Genomic DNA, 22,775 nt, shown 5'->3' on the forward strand with positions numbered 1-22,775 from the left:
TACACATCGACTGTGTTTATTTGTTTGTAATAGAAAATGATGTGTAATTGAAGTGTGTATCAATAGAAAAGATAAACAAGTATTAACATATCAGAACTTTACCTATTCATCATAGCATGGTTAAAATAAAATAGCAAATAAAGTTGGCTTTTTTTCTTGATAAAAAGCTAAATTGTTAAGAAACCTTATGATTAAGCCTAGCAATTGCTTTATCTGGAAGAATCAAAAATCAAAGAGTTGCGCCGTTTGAAGCAATTACTTTTTTGTACCAATCAAATGACGCTTTCTTGATGCGTTTCTTTGTGCCATTGCCTTCATCGTCTTGGTCAACATAGATAAAGCCATAACGTTTCGACATTTGTGAGGTTGAGGCACTAATGATATCGATACAGCCCCATGCCGTATAGCCAAAGACCTCGACGCCATCATGCAACGCTTCATTGATTTGTTCAATATGCTGACGCAGATAGTCGATTCGATAAAAATCATCGATGGTGCCATCTTCGTTTACGACATCTTCTGCTCCCAAACCGTTTTCGGCAATAAACAAAGGTTTTTGGTAGCGGTCATAGAGTTGATTCAATGCTGTTCGCAACCCTTTGGGATCGATCTGCCAGCCCCATTTACTGCTTGGCAAATAGGGATTTTTAATCCCACCAGTGATCAGATTCCCAACAGCACTTTCCAATCGTTCTGGATGTGCGCTGACTGCACTGGACATATAGTAACTAAAGGAAACAAAATCAACCGGGTTTTCTCGGATGACTTCTAAGTCTCCTGGTTCGATCACCAATTCCACTCCTTTTTCTTCAAACATGCGGTTGGCATATGCTGGATAATAGCCTCTTGCCTGCACATCACTGAAAAAGAGTGAGGTACGTTGACTTTCAACTGTTTTTTGGACATCGTCTGGATCACAGCTGTACGGCGTTAATAATTGATAGCTGATCATGCAGCCGACCTTGGCATCGGGAATCAATCGATGGCAATAGTCAGTCACGATTGCGCTGGCGACAAATTGATGGTGCGCCCCTTGGTACTTGTCTTGTTCAATATTAGGATGACCTTCTTCAATGATCCCGACACTAACATATGGATGGTGTTTGACACAATTGATTTCATTAAAAGTCACCCAGTATTTGACTTTCTTTTGGTATCGCTCAATCACCGTCTTGGCAAAACGGACGTAAAAGTCGATCACTTGCCGGTTTGGCCATCCTCCATACTCAGTCACTAAATACAAAGGCATCTCATAATGGGATAGTGATACCACTGGTTCGATCCCATACTTCAAACACTCATCAAAGACTGCGTCGTAAAATGCCAATCCAGCTTCGTTTGGCTCTACCTCATCCCCCTTTGGAAAGATCCGTGTCCAGGCAATTGACATCCGATAGGCTTTGAAGCCCATCTCAGCAAATAAACGAATATCTTCTTTAAAGTGATGATAAAAATCGATTCCCTGTCTTTTCGGATAGTATTTCGTGCTGTTTGGATCCTGTGCTTCTGCAACTTGCTGATGAGTCATCATATGCCATTGGTCAGTCCATCGTTCTTTCGGCATTGAGGAATCGAATAGATAGACATCAGAAACCGACAAGCCTTTTCCATCGATTCCAGAACCTCCTTCAACTTGGTTGGCAGCTGTTGCTCCTCCCCAGAGGAAATCTTTTGGAAAATAACTTTTCATTTTACTTGCCGCCTTTCAAAAATGATTCGTACGCCAACGCTTCCCCATTCGTGGCGATCACTTGCTGATAATACGCAAAACTAGCTTTTTTCTTGCGGGAAAGATCTCCGCTACCATCATTTTGCTTATCAACATAGATAAAGCCGTATCGTTTTTCCATCTCTCCTGTCCCCGCAGAAACGATATCGATCGGTCCCCACCATGTATAGCCTAGAATCGTTGCGCCATCTTTGATCGATTCCGCCATTGCTTCTACATGGTCTTTCAAATAGGCCATCCGTTCTTCATCGACGATCGATCCATCTTCATTGACAACATCCTTTAAACCAATTCCATTTTCAACGATAAATAATGGTTTTTGATAGCGATCAGTCAATTCGCTGCAAACATAGCGTAATGCCAGCGGATCGATCGGCCATCCCCAAGCAGTTTCTTTTAGGTAAGGATTCTTTTTCCCTAGTAATCCGCCAGTATTGCCTAAAATTTTCATGCCTGCTTCATGCAATGAGCTGCGGTAAAAACTAAAGCCTAAATAATCGCAGGTCCCCGCTTTAATGATCGCTAGATCTTCTTCTGTAATGTCCAGCAACAGATGATTATCCTTCACGATGCGGTCGAAGTATTCCGGATAGGCTCCTCGCAATTGCACATCACTATAGAACAAGGAACGACGGCGCAGTTGATACGATTCAAAAACATCTTGCGGGTTGCACGTTGCAGGGTAAATCGGACTCAGTGACAGCATACAGCCAATCTGATTGTTTTCATCTACTGCCTTCCCATTCAGAACTGCTTTGGCACTTGCAACAAACATATTATGACTTGCTTGATAAAGTGCCTGTAATTTTTCTTCTTCAGTCTCGAAAGAAAACACATCGATACCTGCTGCGAGTAACGGGATCGTATGGGTATGGTTGATTTCATTGAAAGTCATCCAATATTTCACTTTCCCTTTGTAGCGTGCAAAAACCACTTTTGTATACCGATCAAAAAAATCGATCAGTGCACGATTTTGCCAACCACCATATTTCGTCACCAAATGCAGTGGCGTCTCAAAATGAGCTAATGTAACAACTGGTTGGATCCCTTTTTCATTCAAGGCATCAAATAAATCATCATAAAATTGTAAACCTGCTTCATTGGGTTCCGTCTCATCCCCATTCGGAAAAATGCGACTCCAAGCAATTGAGGTACGCAAACACTTCAAGCCCATTTCCGCAAACAGTTCAATGTCTTCTGGGTACCGATGATAAAAGTCGATGGCTTCATGGCTCGGATAAAAGTTATCCTCTTCAAGCTGCAGTGAAACTTGCTCAATACGTTTTTCACCAACTGGTAAAATATCCGCTACACTTAATCCTTTTCCTCCTTCCAAATAAGCTCCTTCGGCTTGATTTGCGGCGATTGCGCCGCCCCATAGGAAATTTTTTGGAAATACACTCATGAAATCGCTCCTTTTAATAAATCATTTGCTACCAAAGCGGTAACGTCTTTTTTCGCTTGATCCACAACTGTCAATGCATCTTCTTTGATCACACTGGTAAAGACCAGCATGGTTGTCGGATCATATCCTTTTTCAATAATTTTTGCTAAGTCAAAGGTGCCAATTTTTTGCCCCTTCACGACTTGATCCCCTTGTTTCACCGAAATCTCAAACACGCCTTTTGCTAAATCAACCGTGTCTAAGCCGATATGAACCAACACTTCCGTCCCAGCAGCTGATTGGATCCCAAAAGCATGTCCAGTTGGAAAAACTGTCACAACCGTACCAGTAAGTGGCGCATAAATATCGCCGGCTGATGGATAAACGGCTAATCCATCCCCCATTGCTCGAGAAGAAAATACTTCATCTTTGACATCATCAAGCGTGATCGCTTCACCAGCAACTGGTGTCATCACTTGCAGCCCTGCACCTTCTTCTAAAACAGGTTCTAGCGTCTCTTCAAATCCTAATACATAGGTCAAAATAGCAGTACCGAAGAACGCAAAGGCAATGCCGATCAAATAGTACACAAAGGTGTCCCCAAAGAAAGCTGGCAATGTCGTCAATGCTGGGAAAACATAGACGATGGCCTTGGTTTGCATCATTCCCATAAACGCACCAGCAAGGGCACCAACGATGGTTTGAGCAATCAACGGCTTTTTAAATTTTACCGAAAGTCCATAGACGATTGGCTCTGTAATTCCTCCAAGCAATGCTGGAAGCAAAGAAGATAGCGCCAGGCCTTTGGTTTCTTTTCTGCGAGAGCGTAAAAACACACCTAAAGCAACCCCAGCACTCGCAAATGTTGCTGCTGCGATCATCGGGCGCAGCGTATCATAGCCATATACCGCTAGGTTATTGACCATGATCGGTACAACTCCCCAATGGATCCCGATCATTACTAAGAATGTCCAACCGCCACCGATCAACAAGCCAGCCAACAGCCCACTCTTATCGCTGATAAAGTTCATGGCATTGCCTAAACCGTCCCCAAGCATTACACCGACCGGTCCAATGATCAAAACGGTCAAAGGCACCATGATCAAAAGAGCCACTAGTGATAGAGCAAAAATCTCGATACTCTTAGGAATGATCCGTTTAAGTAGTCGTTCCAAGTGCGAGTAGATATAGATCGAAACGATCGCTGGAATCACGGTACCCGAATACCCCATCAACACAGCTGGGATGCCAAAGAAATCGACCGTCACACCGTTTTCCGTCACCATTGCTGTAAAATTCGGCTCCAGCAACGCCCCAACGATTGCTAAAGCAATAAACATATTGACTTTGAAAATCCGCGCTGCACTGATCGCTAAAAATAAAGGCAAGAAATAAAAGACACTATTGCCAGCAGCAGCTAATATTTTATAGGTGCTTCCTTCCGCATCCATCAAATGATAGGTTGTAAAAACAACTAGCAAAGCTTTCAACATCCCTGCCCCTGCAAGAGCAACAATGATTGGATTAAAGATCGCAGACAATACATTGAAGAATCGGATAAATACATTGCCTTGTTTTTCTGTTGATTCTTCGGCATCCCCATCACTTTCCAAAGCATTTTGGATCGAATACTTGCTCATGATCGTTTGAAAAACATCTGCTACATGATTACCGATCACGACTTGAAACTGGCCATTTCCTTCAATGACAGACAATACCCCATCAAGCTGCTGAATCTTATCCTTATTTTTTCGTGCCAACTCGACATCTTTCAACTTAAAACGCAATCTAGTGATGCAATGATACAGGCTAACGATATTTTGTTCCCCACCGACCTGTGCTATAATTTCACTAGCAAGTTTTGAATAATCTTTTGCCAAATGACTCACTCCCGTGTTTGATTTATAAAGCGCTTTATGGCGTTACTATAGCAGATTTTTTTCTCTCACCTGCGAAAGTTCGCAATTTGGAAACTGCTTACAAGAAAGGAAAGAAAATGGGCCTCTTAATCATTCGTTTATTGAATCTTTTAAATAATGCACCCACTGATTCCACCAACTACTATATCGGTTTGACCATGATCAACTATTACGATCAGATCCAAACTCTAAGTATTGGTGAATTCGCCGCTCTTTGCCATGTGTCAAAGTCAACCGTTTCAAAATTCGCCCGTACCTTAGGCTTTGATGACTATGGTGATTTAAAAGACAACGCAGCTTTCATCGAGAACCGCTTCAACAATCCGCTAAATTATCGCTCGAATATTTTGTCTGCTTTGGAGCAAGAAGGCGTAGACTCCTATTTTGACGCAGTGATACAAGACATCGATTATCTGCGGCATCATCTTGATCTGCCAGCCATCGAACGGGTCGCACAAGCAATTGTTTCGCATAAAAATGTCTTTGCTTTTGGAATATTATTCTCAGAATCGGCTGCTATTGATTTCCAGATCAAACTAGCTTACAACGGCAAGTTCATTCGGACCTTCCAAGACGATCTCGTACAGGAAGAAATCATCAAATCTGCCGATGAAGAATCGCTTTTTATTATTTTTACCAATTCCGGTGACTACCTGACCAAGCAACAAATTCGAAATGGAACGCCTCGAAAAGATTTCTTTGATCGAACCAAAGCCAAAGTCATTGTGATCACCGCCAACCCACAGATCTCGGAACTTCCTTTTGTCCAAGAAGCAATCATCTTCCCTCATCAAACCCATTTCCAAACCCATGCCTTTATGTATCAGTTCATCATGGATTTGATCGTATCGAAGTTCAAGCAGTTGACGGATCGAAAGCGCATGTAGTAATGACCCTCCATTATAGAAGAAGGGCATTTCTTCCATAATGGAGGGTTCTTTGTGAATAAGATGTCTCATTCATTCGTAAGCGTCACTCATTTATTCCTAGTTTCTTTGAAATTTTTTTAATCCTAGGCTGCTATTTATTAAATTTCTCCTCATTTATGTTTTTTGTTTCACAAACTTCACCTCGGTATGGTATAATCATTTTGTTTTTAAGAAAACTATGGGAATACAAAGGAGAAGGAAACATGAAAAAAACTAAAATCACTTTAATCGCTGCATCATTGCTTATGGGAGGCACTCTTTTAGCTGCATGTAGTTCAGATAACGATACAGCTGCAAGCTCATCATCATCAACAGCAGCTTCAACTGCTGCATCAACTGAATCATCAGATGACGTTGTTTCAACTGCTTCTATCAGTGACCAAACTTCAGTGATCGAAAAAGCATTGAGCGCAGATGGTAACTGGATCGTTGCTGTAACTGGCGACATGACATTTGATAACGATGTAACCGTTGATGGCGAATTCCACGACAAAGGTGACGACTCTGCTGATATCTACCGTAAATTTGCATTGTACTCACAAGATGAAGACCGCAACGTAACAGCTGAATACACAGTAACTGTTCCTAAATTGATCGTTAACTCAGAAAACTTCAACATCGTTCACGGTGTAATCAAAGGTGACGTTGAAGTGAATGCTAACGGCTTTGTATTGAACGGTGCAAAAGTTGAAGGTAACGTAACATTCACTTCAAAAGAATTCCAAGATTCAGCAACACTTGACGAAGATGGCGCTTCTGTAACAGGTGACGTAACAGTTAGCGAATAATCTTTCACTGGATTTCTGTGAAATAGATGAACAAAAAACGAGGTTGGCAAGTCGATCGTTGATCCCTTGCCAACTTTTTTTGTTTTTTTATAAACAATTGCATCCGCTCTCATTACTAACATTGTGTAAGTAAGAACAAAGCCCAAGAAAAAAAACTGGCTTGCTTACGCAAAACCAGTTTCTTCTTTAGGCGCTTATTCTTCAATAACTGCCCACTTGTAGTCATATTGCGCACCAGCACCGTGTGATACGACCCCTTTTACTTTTGGTGCACGTAAATGAGCTTCAACGTTTTGGTACACAGGGATGACCCCTTGTTGATCCATAATGATTTTCTCTGCATCTAACAAATCTTGCCAGCGAGCATCTGGATTGCCAGCATTTGTCGTGGCAGACGATTTCACTGCTGCATCGTACTCCTCACTTGTCCAACGACCGCGGTTGTAGGAATTGTCGGTAACAAACAAATCAGTAAAGCTGCTAGCATCCGCATAGTCAGCTCCCCAACCACCCATGACGACATCAAAGTCACCTGAGTTTGAACGATCTAAACGAACGGAGAAAGGAACAGGACTTAGGCTAACTTTCACCCCATCCAGCGTGTCTTGAATCGCACTTTGAATATACTCAATGGCCTTTTTGGTTGAATCTGTATCAGAAGCCAAAATTTCAAAGCTCAAGGAATCGATTCCTAACGCCTCTTTGGCTTTTTCCCAATGTTCTTTGGCCTTTTCTTGATCGTATTCAATGACACTTTCCGCTTCATCGACAAAATCAGTATTATCAGTTGGGTTAAAGGTCATTCCTTTTGGTATCAATCCTGTGGAAGCCAATGAACCGTCCCCTAAAATCGATGTCACTAATGCATCACGATCGATGGCATAAGAGATTGCTTTACGCAGATCCTCATTGCGGAATGGCGAATCTTCTTCGCGCTGATTCAACTCGATATAGGAAGTACGGGCTAATGGTTCTGACACAAACGCTTCATCATTGGCCATTTGCTGTGCCAATTCTCCTGTTAAGATGACGTCGTCTGCTTGCCCATCTTGGAATAGATTCAAGGAGGTCGATGATTCTTTTACGACACTAACATTGATGGTATCAAGTTTCACCGTCTCTTTGTCCCAATATTGGTCGTTCTTTTCATATGACCATTCTGTATCGGTTCCTGGCCCATCAAAGCCAGCCAACACAAAGGGTCCATTGTAAACGGCATTGTCGCTCGTTGAAGCATATTGATCGCCGTTGTCTTCTACGACTGCTTGGCTTTGTGGGAAGAAGGATGGAAATGCCAATAAGTATTGGAAGTATGGCGTAGGTGTCGTCAGCGTGATTTCTAATTCATAGTCACTGACTGCTTTGATCCCTAATTCTGAGGCATCTTTTTCACCTGCTGTTATCGCTTCGGCATTGGTTACGGGCGCAAATAAGTACGCATACTCAGAACCTGTTTCCGCACTTACGGTGCGTTGCCAACCAAACACATAATCCGCTGCCGTTACTGGTTCTCCATTTGACCATTTGGCATCTTCTCGTAGTTTCAATTTATAGGTCAGACCATCTTCACTGACTTCCGCTAATTCGGCGGCACCTGCAGGTTCGGGCTTACTATCAGCATCTAAGCGGTACAACCCTTCATACACATTATTTAAAGCACTGAAACTGATCGTATCGGTGGCTAAGGATAGATCGGCACTCGGCATTTCTTGTTGAACCACAACATTAAAAATTTGTTCGGCAGCTGCTGTCCCACTACCACTTGAACTTTCACCTGTACTTGATGTCCCTCCTGTTGAGCAACCTGCTAATACGATTCCACAAACAGCGACGACACCATATCCCCATTTTTTCTTCATCTTACCTACCCCTTATGAAAATCCAAAATTTTCAGAATTATTACAAAACTCTGAATGTAAATAAGATTTTAATAAATATTAATTATAAAAGCAAGCTATTTTTCTCATTTTATTATTATTTATTTTTTATGTTAACACTGCATGTTATTATTTATGACACAAAAACAAAAAACACAAAGCGAAAAAGATCTCACTTTGTGTTTTTTTATCTTTGGATAGAAACGTGGATTACTCCATTTTATAGCTTTGACGCGTCACTTTCCCCTCTCGTACCGTAGCGATAATAGTTGGCACAGCCCCAATCGCCGTAAAGAGATAGACCAGACCTAAGTTCCCGTAATATTGACTCGCTTCCAAATATCCTTCACGAATCAAATCAGGTAAAATACGGAAGGCATAGAAGACATCAACGTCCGTGTAATAATTCGCTACACTGATCGACCAGTCGATACGATTCCCGACATAGACCATGATGATCATGACGATAATACTACTAATAATACCTTTTGTGCTGAGTTTTCCACCTAATAATTCATACCCTTTGATGGCACAGATCGCCATCGCGATCCCAGACAATGCAGCAACATACCCCAGTTGTCCTAATAAAATAATTGCGCCGGCACCAATCAGTGAGCCAAGAAACGCACCCACGGTTCCAGCTAACCAATTTTCTTTTTTCTGCCCTTTTTCCCGTTCTTGCGCAAGGACTGCTTCTTGTTGTTTCTTAAAGCAAGCTTCACAGGCAATGACAGGAGCGCCGCCAATAGCATACAGCGAAACCGGCTCAGTGACCGCGCCGCAGAAGGTACAAGCATTTTTGAAGCCTTTCGTCTTCAAAAAATTCGTCAACTGGTCCAACGCAGTACGTAACTTGTCCACGGTTTTCCCTGCAGTCATCGCTCCGCGTAAAGTATAGGCAACTTGATATCCTTGGATCACACAGTCGATGATCTCTTTTGACTCACTTAAAACTTCTTTGACTTCTTCTTGGTTGGGAAGTTCGCCATCTTTGCTAAGTGAAAAATGAGCCACTAGAGAATAACTATTGTTATTCTCTTGAACTAAAAAAAGTTTATAACTATGATACGTTCCATAAATCACCCCAGTGGAAGTATCAACGGAGAGCCCCAACGGCTCGGCAAATTTGGTCAATGTCTTCTCGATCTTCTTATTCATTTTTCTCCTTCTTTCCAACAAACACTTACCTTTTTAGGTATAGCTAAAAGTTTAAGGAGAGTAGAAATGAAAGTCAATCAATTTGTTCAAAAAACCTAGTTTTTTTATCTATTCTGTGACAAATCGCCGCAACGCATCAGCAACCCCATGGTCTGTATTGCTAGTCGTCACAAAATCAGCTTTTGCTTTGACCAATTCGGGCGCATTCTCCATCGCAACACCAATACCAGCTGAAGCAATCATTGGCAGGTCGTTAAAATTATCGCCAATCGCTAAGGTTTGCGCCAGCGGCACTTGAAAATAGGCCGCCAATTCATTTAGCGCCTTATCTTTTCCCACAGCTTGATGAGTGACTTCCAAATAATTCTCTTTGGATAAGTAAAAGGCGCTTTCTAAAAATCCAGCGTTCTGGCAGGCAGCATGAAGCGCTTGGATTTCTGCCGTTGTGCCGATCAAAAGAAACTTATGAACCTCAAAAGCTTCTTGTGCCAACAGTTGTTCTAATGAAGTTTCTACAGGAGTCTCTTTGGTGATCGCCGCTTCTGCTCGTGCCCATTGGTCCACTCTTTCGCAATACCACTGATCACCAGAGTAGACATTGATGGAAACACCAGGAAAATCAGCTTTGATGCGCGCAACCAAAGTATTTGCTTCTGCTTTTTTGACCTCATGACTGAAAATCGGTACCAGTGTGCCCTTTTGATCGTACCCTCCAATCAGGGCACCGTTGTAACAAGCCAAGGGCCAGTCTTCTATCCCTAATTCTTGAGCTATCGGTAGCATTCCTTTCGGGGAGCGAGCGGAAGCCAAAACAAAAGGAATCGCTTGCTGCTTCAATCGTTTGATTTCTTCAATCAAATCCAGATCGATTTGATGCTTATGATCCAAGATCGTCCCATCAATATCACTTAAAATAAACCCTATCTGCTTTTTTTCCAAATAAACCATCCTTTCCCATTCCCCATCCTTTTTACGAAAGCGGATTGAGCCATCGCTTTCGACCAAAATAAGCGCCGTTTCCATAAAACGAAAACAGCTTCCTTGACCTTCTTTGCTTCCAGTTTACCATACTAGCCAATGAAAAAAGAGTGCATCGCTGCACTCTTAGGAAGTATAGATATAAAACTCGATTTCCTTCTTCATCGGTTTTTTGATCCAGCGTTTCACAGCAGCTGCCCGCTTCAAGCCCATATGCTCATCAAAACCGAAATTACAGGTGGTATCGGTATAAAGGAAAAACGGAGCCGTTTTTTTCTGCTGGACCATCGCTAAAAAGGAAGTAAAGAGCTGCTTGCCTACACCCAATCCTTGTGTTTTGGGACTAACGGCAAACAAACCAACTTCGGTCTGAAAAGGAATTTGTAAGTCTTTCAACATCGCTTGATTTAACTCAGCCACCTCCTTGGCATAATGCAGCAGCGTGTTTCTCCCTTCTTTCGTAAGCAGTAAGCAGCCAGCATGCCAAATCGTTTTCCCCCAATAGCGCGCTGGATGAAGCTTCTTCCCTCTCTTACTGTCTGCTAATAAGATACCGACAGCTTCACCATTTAAAAGAGCCACCCGCGAATAGGTCGCACGGGCAAGTTCATAACACAAAAAGACATGAGCAAAGTGCTTGGCGGTCTTCTTGTCAAATTGCTTGTCGTAGTTCCAGCTATCAATAATTACTTGCACAAGCGCAGGCAGATCTTCTCGTTTAAATGGTCGATACGTTACTTTTTTATTCATTCTATCTTCCTCCCAGTAGTTGACTATCCTTAGTATAAAGTTTACAGTAACTGTAAGGTCAAGGAGGAGTTTCATGAAAACCAAATTAAAAGTATCGGAAATGGCACGCTTCGCGCGGATCAATCCTCGGACACTCCACTATTATGACGAGATTGGGCTATTTCAACCAAACAGTAAAGACGAGAACGGGTATCGGTATTATTCCCTTGATCAACTTTTGGATCTCGGATTGATCCTGTCATTGAAAGAATTATCGATGCCCTTAAAAGAGATCCAAACAGCGCTGCAGGGGGATGCCGAGACCATGAGAAACTTATTGGAAGCCAAGCGGCAAACCATCGATGAAAAAATTCAGCAGTTGACCAACATCAAAAAAATCATCGAACGAAAAGCTGCGGACTTGCGCCTGGCTGCAGAAAAAACTTCCCCCTTCACCTTGAAGGAACAGCCAGAGGAATATTTCTCCCTTAGTCCTAGATTAAACGGCAGCTCCATCCCAGAGATGATCACCCAAGCCTACGACCTTTTGATGGCACAGCCTTATCTTTTTTCGAATAACGAGTACGGTTTTATGATTCGGACGAACAAAGACGATACGCAAGACATCGACTACGTTTACGTGCGTCAAGAAGAGCCGCAAAGGACTTCCTTCGTGAAACCAGCAGGATGCTATTTAACCGCCATTTATCAGGGGGATGACGAAGGATTGAAGCAGGTCTATCAAAAACTCAAGCAGCTGATTGCGACGCACCAATGGCAAGTCGATGACTACTTCTATGAACGATCGATCCACGAAACGACCCTTAGCAACGAGCGAGCTTATTTGACAGAGATCCAAGTTCGGATTTTATCTGAGGAATAATGATTCGTTCAAACTGCGCTAAAAAGTAAATAAAAAACGCAACGACAACGAGCAGCTTCTTTCGCCTCGTTGTCGTTGCGTTTTATTTAAATCAAATGGTTTTCTTTCAACAGATCGCCAATGTAGGTATGTTCGGTTTTCTTAACGAAGCCTTCCAAGAGTTTCCGTTCGATAAACGGCAGCTCCATTTCCGTAATTTTTTTCTTATCGGTCAGATAATAGACAGCTTTGGCCAAAGTACGTAGATCATAAGCGGAAGCAAACACTTCTGGTACCCCACGTTCCACATCTAATAGCTGATAAACAGCCTCCATTGCAGTCCGAACGGAATATTCTGTTGTAAAAACAGTGTCTCGTTCAGTCTCTGCGAAATTACCGATAAAAGCTAAGTTTTTGGAGCCATTTGGAATAACCAATGGCCGATCCCCTGGTTCACGCAGCATGAAGTAAGAAGTGATAAACGGCATGTAGACTGGAACTGCCACACTTGATTCTTTTGAAATGCGTTGGATTTCTGCTTCCGGCACGCCTAAATGGTAAAGCAGTTCTTGCACGATTTCTTGTCCAGAACATTGTTCAATTGGTTTTTTGATGTAGTTTCCTGGTGTATTTGACAACAAGCCATACACCCATGTGATCGTTTGTTGGTCTTTTTGTTCTTTAAAGTGCGGTTGGCGATGGGTCGCAAAGCTCATCATCCAATTGGAATCTTTGATGGTGATGATCCCGCCAGTGACGATTCTGCCTGTTCGTAACTTGCGATGGGTCAATTTTTCTAAATAAGGTTCCACATCAAAATTCTGCCAAGTCACGGTTGCCGAAACAAACCAGCTTTCTTCAGGCAAGTTTTCATAAAAGACTTCTGGATGACCAAACTCAGGCGATTGCGCCGCCAAGTTTTTCCATAAACGCCAGCTGCCACCAGGTGCTTTTGAGATAGGCGCTGGAGTATAATGGTCCCCTTGCGTGGAACTTTCAGTGATCGATCCGTTGGTAACAAAGACCAAGTCATCTTCTGATAAAGGAATTTCTTCGATTGCCCCCGCTTTTTCTAGCACAAGTTTTTGAGCAACTTTTTCCTCGCCCACGATCCGAACATCAATATTGCTGACGGTGCATTCATATTGGAAGTCAACTCCTTGTTCTTCCAAATAAGCAAGTAGTGGTTTGACCAATGACTCATATTGGTTGTAACGGGTAAATTTTAACGCAGTAAAATCAGGCAAGCCATCGATATGGTGCACAAAACGCAACACATAGCGGCGCATTTCAATCGCCGAATGCCATTTTTCAAAGGCGAACATCGTACACCAGTATAGCCAAAAATTGGATTCAAAGAATTCATCGCCAAAAACATCTTCGATTTTTTTCCCGATCAATTGATCTTCTGAAGTCATAAATAATTGGGTTAATTCTTTTTGTGCTGTAGCAGACAAGGTAAATTCTCCATCATCTGCTGCTCGTTGGCCGCGATTGTGAATGATCCGACAGTTAGACGAATTTGGATCATCGTGGTCCAACCAGTAAAACTCATCTAACACCGAAGCATCTTCCACCTCCAAAGATGGAATCGAGCGAAATAGATCCCACAGACACTCAAAATGATTTTCCATTTCTCGACCGCCGCGGGTCACAAATCCATCATGGGGAATGAATTTTCCGTCCAATGAACCGCCTGATAAAGAAAGTTCTTCAAGGACGTGGATTTTCTCACCCGCCATATGGCCGTCACGGATCAAGAAGACTGCCGCAGCAAGTCCTGCTAATCCCCCACCAACAATATAGGCTTCTTTCTTTTCGACATCTTTCGGTTTTCTGCTTCTTGCAAAAGCTTCGTAATTTCCGTTCGTATATCTCATGTAGATCCCTCCTAATATTGGTACGTATTTATGGTATCAGTAACTATTTTTTTTGACAAAAATTTGTACTAGTAAAAACAAGTGATTTTGACAAATCGGCCTTTTTGTCAAAAAAACAGGGCAAAGCCCACCTTTTAAAAAGATCTGCGCCCAACCCAAAAAGCGCCCATAAGAAAACTGATGGCAGCTTTCTTATGGGCGTTTCTAACAAAGGACAAACCCTTTGCCTATTCAATGAAACATTTATTTCACTCGTAGAGCGAAGCTAGCAGTCGAAAAGCCTGATTGTGCTTCAGTGACTGTATAACCCGTGCTTGGCGCATGGATATAGCTTGTATTACTGGTAGCGATCGCTACGTGGTAGGTATTCCCTTTTTGACCCCAGAACAGCAAGTCGCCAGCTTGTGCTTGCGAGACAGGAATGATCGTCCCTGCGCTTTCTTGTGGGACTGTCCAATCACCGATGTTTTTGCCCGTCACTTTTAAGAAGACGTAGCGTGTAAACCCGGAACAGTCGAAGACATCTGGTCCTTTGCCTCCCCATTGATAAGGAGTGCCGATATGTTTTCTAGCTTCTGCAACGATCGCTGCTCCGTTCACGCTCATCGGAACATTGGTATTGCCTGCGTTGTTATTGTTGCCAGGAGTCGTTGCACTGACTTCCTTCACATACGCTGCAGATACCCAGCCACCCGTTGATAACTTATACCAAGTGGCATTGCCATTGACTGACGTTCCTTGTTTTTGAGCGACTGCTTTGAAGGTCGCATTGCTGCCCAAACTGCTGACTACACTTGCAGAAGTCGATGCATTTGAGCGGACATTCATACCAGTGGTTGTTTGGAACGTTTTATTGATGGCTTGCTCACTCGCATTGCTTGAGCCATTTGATGAACCAGTGTTGCTTGAACCTGTGTTTGAATTATTGTTATTACTTGTATTTCCAGAACTAGACGTGACGTCACGCACATATGCCGCTGTGATCCAACCACCAGTCGATACTTTGTACCAAACATTGGTGCCGCCAACGGATGTGCCATTTTTCTGGGCAACGACCTTCACCGTCGTGCTGTTGCTTAGGCTACCAACGACACTCCCGCTTGTTGAGGCACTCGAACGGACATTCAATGCCGCTGTTGTTTTCACGTTCTTGTTGATAGCCGTTTCTGCAGAAACACTTGTGTTGCCGCCAGAAGAACTATTTCCTGTCGAACTGCTGGAAACATCTTTGACATAGGCCGCCGTGATCCAACCGCCTGTGGACAATTTGTACCAAGTGGTCGTGCCATTCACCGACGTTCCACTCTTTTGTGCAACGACTTTCACCGTCGCATTGCTGCTTAGTCCACGTACGACACTAGAACTAGTCGTTGCATTTGAACGGACGTTCAATGCAGTGGTCGTTTTCACTGATTTCGAAATTGCTTTTTCCGATGAAGACGACGAATTGGACGAGCCTGTATTGGCAGAAGAAGAGCCTGAAGTGCTTTTCACATAAGCCCCTGAGATCCAGCCGCCTGTTGATAGCTTATACCATGTTGTATTGCCATTCACTGAGGTACCGTTCTTTTGAGCCACCGCAGTGATTGTTGTATTTGCTCCTACACCACTTACGATAGAGGCACTTGTTGAAGCATTTGAACGAACATTCAGTGAAGCTGTTGTTTTAAATTGTCGATTGATCGCCGTTTCAGCTGACGATCTGGCAAGAGTAGCAGTTGTGTTGGTTGATGACGAAGCGTTTGTCGTTTCGGTCGCATGAGCAAGAGACGTAAAGACACCTGAAGTCGATGCTAACGCTGCTGTGATACCCAATCCTTTTTGTACGAAAAGGGACCGTTTTTGTTTCACTAAACGCTTACGTTTGATTTTCCGAGATTCCAATAAAACACCCCCTGTACCCCATTTTAACAAAAATTAATATTTTTTGATATTGTTTTCGTTTTGTATTTTTTTACTTTACGTTTAATAAAACGTGTCATTTATTTTCCTGCGTTATTCTTTTTGATCACTTTCTCTTTGGTGTTGCTCAATGGCACTCTATTTACAAAGATTTCTATAAACTACAGAAAAACGCTATTTCATTCAACGTTATTTTAATTCGCGAATAAAAACAGGATTTTTTTTGCAAACAAACCCACTTTTTGAAAAACAAGACTGTTATTTGAATAACATTTCTTTCCTGATTCCCTTTTTCAAAAATCGATACTAAAACCACCCATTTATCATTCCTTTTTTACACGAGGGATTCTGTGAAAAAATTGTTTCAAAAAGAACGCTGCTTTCACCTGTGTGATCGACGCTTAGATGAAATCCTGTTACATCGCTTCCAACCGGATGCGAATTTCTTAATAGAGAAGTCCCTCATCTCTGCCAAAAGAAATATTTTCACAATGTATTTTACAAGAAAGATTATAACATCAAGGAGAAAATCAAGGATTTGCATAAGTTTGTGAAATTATGCTATACTTAAAAAAAAGGAAGAGGTGACCGAGTATGAAAACAAAGACGAAAGAAAAAGTGTATGCTGAACGACAACATAACTATAAAACGAAAAAAGAAGAGATTTTCAAAAAAGCCCTAGATTCCGTACCGACCACAGACAAGAAAAAAGAAGAACAGAAAAAGAAAGCGTAGACTCCTGCGTTTTCTTTTTCTGTTGATTTATAAAAAAGACGAGACTTCACCGATTTTGGCGAATCTCGTCTTTTTCACAATTTTTTTTGTAAACACATGATGCTCCCTATGACTGCCATAAATCCTAGTATCTCCACCATTGTGAAGTGATCATGAAAAACAATGATCGATAAGAAAGCAGCCAGCAATGGCTCAACTGCTGTTAAAACTGTTGCAAGTGTTGAGGATAAATAGCGTAAACTTGTTAAAAAAATCAAGTACGCTAGTGCTGTTCCAAATAAAATGACCACCAGCAAATAAAGAATTACTTGAACGTTCAGTTGACTACCTATCTGCCACATTGGATGAACCACATTCCCCAAGCCTCCACCAATCAACATCCCCCAGCCGACAATTGGTAAACTCCCATATTTTTGCAAGAGTTTACGCGGCTGTATAGAATAAAAAGCTAGTGATATCGCTGATGCTAACCCCCAGCCTAGTGCAGATTGGGAAGTCGCTAATTGCTCAATCTGTCCTTTTGATGCCACAGCCGTCACACCAAGTAAGGTTACCAATAACCAGAAACATGTCTTTAACGAGGGGAGCTGCCTTTTGGCTATCGCGGCATAGAGTAAAACAAAGAAAGGTCCTGTATATTGAATAATCGTTGCAAACGAAGCATTGCTTTGCTCAATCGTTTTAAAGTAGGTAAATTGAACGAGAAACATGCCTAAGAAAGAAAACAAGAGCAGCTGAATGAAGTCCTTTTTCTCCCGAAATGGGGAAATCAATCGAGCGCGATCCTTTAACCCAATGCTTAGCAACAAACACCCTGAAAGAACCAATCTTGTTGAAACGAGCCAATTTGCTGAAATACTATATTTCGTAAATAAAATTTGTCCAGCGATGCCAGAAACTGCCCACAAAGCTGCTGCTGAACAAGCATAAACAATCCCAACTGTTTTTTTCATAAAAACACCTTTTGTCTTTCACTTTACTTTGTTAGTATTATACCGAATCAGATAGTGAACTTTTGTCAATATCCTGATTGTTTTTAACACTATTCTGTAAAAAGGTGGTGCGGTATGTACTTTGAACGCACAGAAGAAAACGAAGAAACGACCAAACATACAACTACAAATCGCTCCTTCGCAATTTATCAACGTTGCTTGCAACAAAAGCGTGGCGACCAATTGCCTCTGCATTGGCACGACGAGCTGCAAATTGTATGGGTCGAAGAAGGTAGCTTCGTGTATACGATAGACGACGAGCAAATTTTGCTAAGCAAGAATGAGGCGATCATTATTAATAGCCGTGTACTCCATGGTGCTGTTTTAGCTTCAGAAAACATCCGATATTGCTGCTTTGATTTTTCTTCAGGCTTTATTGCTGACCTTGTTTTTAAAGAAGCGATCGAACAATTAGTCCACGATCGCACCCGCAGCTATCGGCGCTTAACCTTAACCGCCCAACATCAAGCATTTGTTCAAACCGTGCGTCTGCCTCTGCTTATTGAACAACGATTTACTCTCTATGAATTGTTTTTAGCTGCCCTTTCACAGCTAATGGCTGCAAGACCTGCTTCACCAAAGAAAGAAACTATCTACTTAATGCTGGCATTTGTCCATGAGCATTATCAAGAACCATTAACGGTTCCTGCGATCGCTAAAGCTGCTGCCATCAATACACGTACTTGTACCGCCCTTTTTCGGCAATACACGACATTGACCCCAATCAACTATCTGATTGATTATCGATTGTCTCAAGCCAAAAACCTATTGATCGAAACGGATGAGCCGATCTCAACCATCTGCTACCACGTTGGCTTCAATCACTTGAGCTACTTTAGCAAAAGATTTCAGCGTAAATTTGGTTTAACGCCGCTACAGTATCGCAAAACCTATCGCGAAGATGATAGAAATTAGCTGATCGGTACCAACAGAGCCTCTCATCTAGATAAATATTGCTATATTCTATAAGCGTTTCAGTACTTTTTTCACTTTTACGCTCATTGGTCCATAAGAATCTCTTTGAAATCCTTTTCTAAAAACCACACACCCAATATTTAGTAGGCGAAAACATGTTCCTACAACATATTGTGGATAAACCTGTTGAAACTGTGCATAACTAAAAAGCCTGCGATTTTTTCGCAGACTTTTTTATTTATTGACAAGCTATTATTATTCTAGAGATAAATAATAGCTCACATTATCTGGTAGCGGTTTAAAGCCATTCTTTTTATAAAAATCCGCTGCTGGCATACTTTCTTCGGTATCTAACAGGATCGTTGGAATCTCTTTCTTGAGCAGATCCTCTTTGATCCTTTCTAAAAAAGTGGAACCAAGGCCTTTTCCTTGATGCGTGCCAGTAATTAAAAAGGTATCGATCACATACTCTTTTCCTTGATACCAGGGCTTGATAAAGCCTAATGAAAGACCAATCAATTCATTCGATGCTCGGTCTGTTAGTCGATAACCAATAAAAGTATTCATTGCCATCATTGATGATACATAGTCGGTGATTTGTGGCACTGTCAATTGGTCATTCCATGGTTCTGCTGAAAATACGGCAATATAGTGGTCCACGACTTCTGCTAAATCTGCCGTGGTTAATTCACGCATGCTTACGTTCTTTTCCATCCTATCTCCTGCTTCCATTTCTATTTCGGTAAGGGCCTATACTCGAGGAATCTACTAGTTTTTGTGCGTGTATCAATTATCGATTCGTTTGGCATAGCCATTGCCATAACTCGTATAACGACGCTCTTGGTTGACGGCCATTTTTTTATGAATCTCTGCTTCAAGATCGATGGAAAGGATTTCCGCTAACCCAAGAAGATAAATCGCCACATCCGCCAATTCTTCTCCTACCTCTTGTTGCTTCCGATACGCGTCAAAGGCTTCCCCTACTTCACCATATAAAGCCAAAAACTCTTTTTCAATATTTGTGACATTGAATTGGTGATCGATTTTGTTTTGATAAATCGCTTTTTGCATTTCTGAAAGTTTCATAGTCGCTCCTTTTGGGATAGTATACCATTTAATTAAAGTTCAAAATAGAAACTTAGTAAAAAATCACCTCAAAAAATAGTGACCCCCAAAACGTTAGAATTTTGTTCTAACTTTTGTAGGTCACTCTAGTATAGGATTCATCCTGTTTTGTTTATTCTGCCCGCTCCAATTCAGCAGATTTGATTGCAACCCGTTGAGCGATTTTTAGAAATGGAAAATAGATTGCTACACAGACGACGATGATGATCACTTGAACCAAAACAACTTTGAAATCCCCTTTTGATGCCAACAATGCACTAAGAATTGGTGGTGTCGTCCAAGGAACCATCACAGAAAGTGGCTCAATGAATCCTACTGCGGTAGCAAAGTAGCCAATCAACGTCGCAACAATTGGACTTGCAACGAAGGGAATGATCATTGGTAAATTGAAGACGATCGGTAAACCAAAGATGATTGGCTCGTTGATATTAAAAATACCCGGAGCTAGGGATAGATTGACGACATCTCGAAAAGGTTGGTAATTGCGGACGAATAAGAGCACTGCAATGATCAAGCTGATCGTAAACCCAGTCCCGCCTAGTTGTGCGAAAACCGTCACGAATGCTGAATTTAAGATATTGGGTGGCGTAGCGCCTTCTTGCACGGCTTGCATGTTTTCATTCATATTGACTAACAGCAATGGATCTAACAAGGTGCCATTGATGACGGTTTGGTGAATGCCTAAAGTAAACAGAAAATTTCCCGTTGAATAGATGATCAAGAACCCAAAAATCGATGTGTTCAATAAACGCAGTGGTTCTTGGATCACTGTTGAAATGATTTGAATCAGGTCGGTATCAAAGGCTGCTAGCACGGTCGCAACTACGGCAAAGAAGGAAATCACCAAAATAGCAGGGATCAACGTGCTGAAGGATTTGCTGACGGCAGGAGGAACTTGATCCCCTAAATTGATTTTTAGGTGCTTGTTTTCTGACAGTCGAATAAATAATTCCGTGGCAACTAACCCACAAATGATTCCAGAAAACATCCCTTTGGTCCCGACATCGTTAAATAGCATCACACCACTGATGGTCACTTCTGCTTGAGCGCCTTCTGGCAACACGGCATGAGCCATCGCCAACATGACCACTAAGCAAGTCGTTGCCACAAAGGTTGCATTGATGGCGCTCGGATTGTTTTTGTTGCGGCAAAGAAAATAAGCGATCATCGGGGCGATCAGCAGACCGGCGATATTCAATGTTCCATTGGTGATGGAATTGCCAAACACTTGCATTCGCGCCAAGGCAGCCCCTTCTAAAAACCATGGAAAGAAGACATTATTAAACAACACAGCGATCCCTGCGATAATAAAGGCAGGCATTAAGGTCGCAAACGCATCACGAAGACTTTTGAGATGAACCTGATTGCCGAGACGGACCGAAAACTCTGTAAATTTATCTAAAAACGTGCGCTTTTCTGCTGCCATTTTTGTTCCTCCTATTCTGTATATGGGTTTGCATAGATCGTACTACCATTTGTTTTGATCACTTCTTTGAACCATTCATACGATTTTTTCGGCACACGTTTCATATCTCGCAACTCATGGTTGCCACGATTGACATACACGAGCCCGTATCGTTTCTCCATATCACCTTGCGAGCTCAAAATGTCGATTAGCCCCCAACCAAGATACCCAAGACAGACCACTCCATCTTCCACCATCGCTTCAAACATCGCTCGAATATGCTCTTGATGGTAGGCAATACGGTAATCATCTTGAATCGGTTCTTTGCCATTCCAATGCTCTCTGACACCAATCCCGTTTTCAATCGGAAACACTGGCAACCGGTACCGCTGATAGACTTTATTTAAGACATCACGGAAGCCGAGTGGATCAATTTGCCAATTCCATTCCGTCGTTTCAATATACGGATTGTCTTGTTTTCCAAAAGTCATGTACCGATTTGGCGGCGTTCCTTCAGGAATTTTTTCAGCGTTCAAGGTAGAAGAAGCATAATAGCTAAAGGCAATGTAATCATTTTTCTGCGCTGCGATCGCTTCTAATTCCCCAGGTAAAATATTCATATTGAGTTGATGATTTTTCACGTATCGGTCTTGTGCTGCCGAATACTTGCCGTGCGCATAGCAATCTAATAAAGTAAAGTTCGCAAATTCATCAAACTCTCTTGCTGCTTTGATGTCTTGTGGACGACAAGTCGCTGGATACGCCTCAGAATACGCCAGCATGCCGCCGATCTTCGCATTTGTTGTTTCATGAAGATAATTACAGATTTCTGCATGGCAAACCATGACATTGTGGAAAATCTGATACAATTCTTCTGTCGTTTCTTCCCCTTCTAAATAACCGCTGATCTTAAAACCATGGTCTTGGTGGAAAAGATTTTGTTCGTTAAAGGTTAACCAATAATGGACTTTATCCGCAAAACGATCCACCATTTCTTTTCCGAAACGAATGAATGCGTCCTTCACTTCTTTGCTGATGAACCCGTTATAGGTTTTCGCCAGATGCAGAGGCATATCAAAATGGTACAAACAAATCATAGGCTCGATCCCTCGAGCTAACAGATCATCAATAAAACGATCGTAATAGGCGATCCCTTCTTCATTAAAGGCACCATCTCCATCGTGAACGACCCTTGACCAAGAAATTTGGAAACGATACATGTTCATCCCCAAATCTTGCATATAATCAAAATCTTCTGTATACGCATGATAGTTATCATTTGCTACATGCCAATCGCTAGCCTGTTCCGAAGCTTCCCGTATATCATAAACGGATAAGCTTTTACCGCCTTCATTCCAACCACCTTCTGTCTGCATACTGCTGACACTGTTTCCCCAGTAAAATTTTTTCATATTGATTCCTCCATCGTTTGTATTCGCTTACAAAACCTATTATAATTAGGCGAAAC

At 42.0% G+C, this 22,775-nt stretch carries 19 protein-coding genes; 5 read left to right on the top strand and 14 right to left on the bottom strand.

Going from position 1 to position 22,775, the window contains the following annotated elements:
- Positions 1-229: 229 nt before the first annotated feature.
- Genes A5883_RS11520 through A5883_RS11530 form a run of 3 tightly spaced genes read right to left on the bottom strand, consistent with a single transcriptional unit; the run spans position 230 to position 5,002 of the window.
- The gene (locus tag A5883_RS11520; protein ID WP_074536531.1) at positions 230-1,690 is read right to left on the bottom strand and encodes a glycoside hydrolase family 1 protein; all 1,461 of its coding nucleotides are present in this window, start codon (positions 1,688-1,690) and stop codon (positions 230-232) included.
- Position 1,691: 1 nt separating this feature from the next.
- On the bottom strand, positions 1,692-3,134 hold the full coding sequence (locus tag A5883_RS11525; RefSeq protein WP_016610579.1) for a glycoside hydrolase family 1 protein: 1,443 nt from the start codon (positions 3,132-3,134) through the stop codon (positions 1,692-1,694).
- Positions 3,131-5,002 (bottom strand): beta-glucoside-specific PTS transporter subunit IIABC, encoded by a 1,872-nt coding sequence (locus A5883_RS11530; protein ID WP_086338607.1) that lies wholly within the window; start codon positions 5,000-5,002, stop codon positions 3,131-3,133. The genes A5883_RS11525 and A5883_RS11530 overlap by 4 nt, the downstream gene beginning before the upstream one ends.
- Positions 5,003-5,109: 107 nt before the next feature.
- Between A5883_RS11530 and A5883_RS11535 the strand changes: the two genes are divergently transcribed.
- Both A5883_RS11535 and A5883_RS11540 read left to right on the top strand, forming a co-directional pair.
- Complete coding sequence (locus A5883_RS11535) at positions 5,110-5,919, top strand: MurR/RpiR family transcriptional regulator (RefSeq protein WP_008377267.1); 810 nt, start codon at positions 5,110-5,112, stop codon at positions 5,917-5,919.
- A gap of 245 nt (positions 5,920-6,164) precedes the next feature.
- Positions 6,165-6,749 carry a polymer-forming cytoskeletal protein gene (locus A5883_RS11540; protein ID WP_010747631.1) on the top strand — a complete coding sequence of 195 codons (585 nt, stop codon included), beginning with the start codon at positions 6,165-6,167 and terminating at the stop codon, positions 6,747-6,749.
- A gap of 194 nt (positions 6,750-6,943) precedes the next feature.
- On the opposite strand, the gene A5883_RS11545 is transcribed toward A5883_RS11540, so the two are convergent.
- The 4 genes from A5883_RS11545 to A5883_RS11560 form a co-directional block, all read right to left on the bottom strand.
- The gene (locus A5883_RS11545) at positions 6,944-8,608 is read right to left on the bottom strand and encodes a peptide ABC transporter substrate-binding protein (protein ID WP_016610573.1); all 1,665 of its coding nucleotides are present in this window, start codon (positions 8,606-8,608) and stop codon (positions 6,944-6,946) included.
- Between the two features lie 228 nt (positions 8,609-8,836).
- Positions 8,837-9,784 (bottom strand): hypothetical protein, encoded by a 948-nt coding sequence (locus A5883_RS11550; RefSeq protein ID WP_086338608.1) that lies wholly within the window; start codon positions 9,782-9,784, stop codon positions 8,837-8,839.
- A 108-nt stretch (positions 9,785-9,892) separates the two neighbouring features.
- Positions 9,893-10,732, bottom strand: coding sequence for a Cof-type HAD-IIB family hydrolase (locus A5883_RS11555; protein ID WP_176323982.1), 840 nt, complete (start codon positions 10,730-10,732; stop codon positions 9,893-9,895).
- Between the two features lie 156 nt (positions 10,733-10,888).
- Complete coding sequence (locus A5883_RS11560) at positions 10,889-11,512, bottom strand: GNAT family N-acetyltransferase (RefSeq protein WP_086338610.1); 624 nt, start codon at positions 11,510-11,512, stop codon at positions 10,889-10,891.
- 73 nt (positions 11,513-11,585) lie between these two features.
- Here A5883_RS11560 and A5883_RS11565 point away from each other — a divergent pair, with 73 nt between their 5' ends.
- Positions 11,586-12,374 (top strand): MerR family transcriptional regulator, encoded by a 789-nt coding sequence (locus tag A5883_RS11565; protein ID WP_086338611.1) that lies wholly within the window; start codon positions 11,586-11,588, stop codon positions 12,372-12,374.
- Between the two features lie 86 nt (positions 12,375-12,460).
- On the opposite strand, the gene A5883_RS11570 is transcribed toward A5883_RS11565, so the two are convergent.
- Both A5883_RS11570 and A5883_RS11575 read right to left on the bottom strand, forming a co-directional pair.
- Entirely contained in the window at positions 12,461-14,233 is a 1,773-nt protein-coding gene (locus A5883_RS11570) for an oleate hydratase (RefSeq protein ID WP_010747625.1), read from the bottom strand.
- Positions 14,234-14,476: 243 nt separating this feature from the next.
- Positions 14,477-16,117, bottom strand: coding sequence for a C40 family peptidase (locus tag A5883_RS11575; RefSeq protein ID WP_086338612.1), 1,641 nt, complete (start codon positions 16,115-16,117; stop codon positions 14,477-14,479).
- Positions 16,118-16,729: 612 nt separating this feature from the next.
- On the opposite strand from A5883_RS11575, the gene A5883_RS19205 reads away from it, so the two are divergent.
- Complete coding sequence (locus A5883_RS19205; protein WP_005237363.1) at positions 16,730-16,870, top strand: hypothetical protein; 141 nt, start codon at positions 16,730-16,732, stop codon at positions 16,868-16,870.
- A 74-nt stretch (positions 16,871-16,944) separates the two neighbouring features.
- On the opposite strand, the gene A5883_RS11580 is transcribed toward A5883_RS19205, so the two are convergent.
- Positions 16,945-17,823: a DMT family transporter gene (locus tag A5883_RS11580; protein ID WP_086338613.1), complete on the bottom strand. Its 879-nt coding sequence runs from the start codon at positions 17,821-17,823 to the stop codon at positions 16,945-16,947.
- Positions 17,824-17,937: 114 nt separating this feature from the next.
- Between A5883_RS11580 and A5883_RS11585 the strand changes: the two genes are divergently transcribed.
- Positions 17,938-18,777, top strand: a complete 840-nt coding sequence (locus A5883_RS11585; protein ID WP_086338614.1) for an AraC family transcriptional regulator — start codon at positions 17,938-17,940, stop codon at positions 18,775-18,777.
- Between the two features lie 255 nt (positions 18,778-19,032).
- Here A5883_RS11585 and A5883_RS11590 read toward each other — a convergent pair whose 3' ends face one another.
- The 4 genes from A5883_RS11590 to A5883_RS11605 form a co-directional block, all read right to left on the bottom strand.
- Positions 19,033-19,491: a GNAT family N-acetyltransferase gene (locus A5883_RS11590; protein WP_005225310.1), complete on the bottom strand. Its 459-nt coding sequence runs from the start codon at positions 19,489-19,491 to the stop codon at positions 19,033-19,035.
- A gap of 72 nt (positions 19,492-19,563) precedes the next feature.
- Positions 19,564-19,863 carry a MazG-like family protein gene (locus A5883_RS11595; RefSeq protein ID WP_086338615.1) on the bottom strand — a complete coding sequence of 100 codons (300 nt, stop codon included), beginning with the start codon at positions 19,861-19,863 and terminating at the stop codon, positions 19,564-19,566.
- 151 nt (positions 19,864-20,014) lie between these two features.
- On the bottom strand, positions 20,015-21,328 hold the full coding sequence (locus A5883_RS11600; RefSeq protein ID WP_086338616.1) for a PTS sugar transporter subunit IIC: 1,314 nt from the start codon (positions 21,326-21,328) through the stop codon (positions 20,015-20,017).
- 11 nt (positions 21,329-21,339) lie between these two features.
- Positions 21,340-22,719 carry a glycoside hydrolase family 1 protein gene (locus tag A5883_RS11605; RefSeq protein ID WP_086338617.1) on the bottom strand — a complete coding sequence of 460 codons (1,380 nt, stop codon included), beginning with the start codon at positions 22,717-22,719 and terminating at the stop codon, positions 21,340-21,342.
- Positions 22,720-22,775: the final 56 nt, after the last annotated feature.

This window comes from Enterococcus sp. 5B3_DIV0040, from assembly GCF_002140755.1.
In the GTDB taxonomy this organism is placed as follows: domain Bacteria; phylum Bacillota; class Bacilli; order Lactobacillales; family Enterococcaceae; genus Enterococcus_D; species Enterococcus_D casseliflavus.

Bases quoted from the DNA above. Each gene is read 5' to 3' on its own strand.
- A5883_RS11535 (WP_008377267.1), top strand. From the start codon at position 5,110: ATGGGCCTCTTAATCATTCGTTTATTGAATCTTTTAAATAATGCACCC.
- A5883_RS11540 (WP_010747631.1), top strand. From the start codon at position 6,165: ATGAAAAAAACTAAAATCACTTTAATCGCTGCATCATTGCTTATGGGA.
- A5883_RS19205 (WP_005237363.1), top strand. From the start codon at position 16,730: ATGAAAACAAAGACGAAAGAAAAAGTGTATGCTGAACGACAACATAAC.
- A5883_RS11555 (WP_176323982.1), bottom strand. From the start codon at position 10,732: ATGGTTTATTTGGAAAAAAAGCAGATAGGGTTTATTTTAAGTGATATT.
- A5883_RS11545 (WP_016610573.1), bottom strand. From the start codon at position 8,608: ATGAAGAAAAAATGGGGATATGGTGTCGTCGCTGTTTGTGGAATCGTA.
- A5883_RS11525 (WP_016610579.1), bottom strand. From the start codon at position 3,134: ATGAGTGTATTTCCAAAAAATTTCCTATGGGGCGGCGCAATCGCCGCA.
- A5883_RS11550 (WP_086338608.1), bottom strand. From the start codon at position 9,784: ATGAATAAGAAGATCGAGAAGACATTGACCAAATTTGCCGAGCCGTTG.
- A5883_RS11600 (WP_086338616.1), bottom strand. From the start codon at position 21,328: ATGGCAGCAGAAAAGCGCACGTTTTTAGATAAATTTACAGAGTTTTCG.
- A5883_RS11520 (WP_074536531.1), bottom strand. From the start codon at position 1,690: ATGAAAAGTTATTTTCCAAAAGATTTCCTCTGGGGAGGAGCAACAGCT.
- A5883_RS11590 (WP_005225310.1), bottom strand. From the start codon at position 19,491: ATGGAAAAGAACGTAAGCATGCGTGAATTAACCACGGCAGATTTAGCA.
- A5883_RS11560 (WP_086338610.1), bottom strand. From the start codon at position 11,512: ATGAATAAAAAAGTAACGTATCGACCATTTAAACGAGAAGATCTGCCT.
- A5883_RS11605 (WP_086338617.1), bottom strand. From the start codon at position 22,719: ATGAAAAAATTTTACTGGGGAAACAGTGTCAGCAGTATGCAGACAGAA.
- A5883_RS11565 (WP_086338611.1), top strand. From the start codon at position 11,586: ATGAAAACCAAATTAAAAGTATCGGAAATGGCACGCTTCGCGCGGATC.
- A5883_RS11585 (WP_086338614.1), top strand. From the start codon at position 17,938: ATGTACTTTGAACGCACAGAAGAAAACGAAGAAACGACCAAACATACA.
- A5883_RS11570 (WP_010747625.1), bottom strand. From the start codon at position 14,233: ATGAGATATACGAACGGAAATTACGAAGCTTTTGCAAGAAGCAGAAAA.
- A5883_RS11595 (WP_086338615.1), bottom strand. From the start codon at position 19,863: ATGAAACTTTCAGAAATGCAAAAAGCGATTTATCAAAACAAAATCGAT.
- A5883_RS11580 (WP_086338613.1), bottom strand. From the start codon at position 17,823: ATGAAAAAAACAGTTGGGATTGTTTATGCTTGTTCAGCAGCAGCTTTG.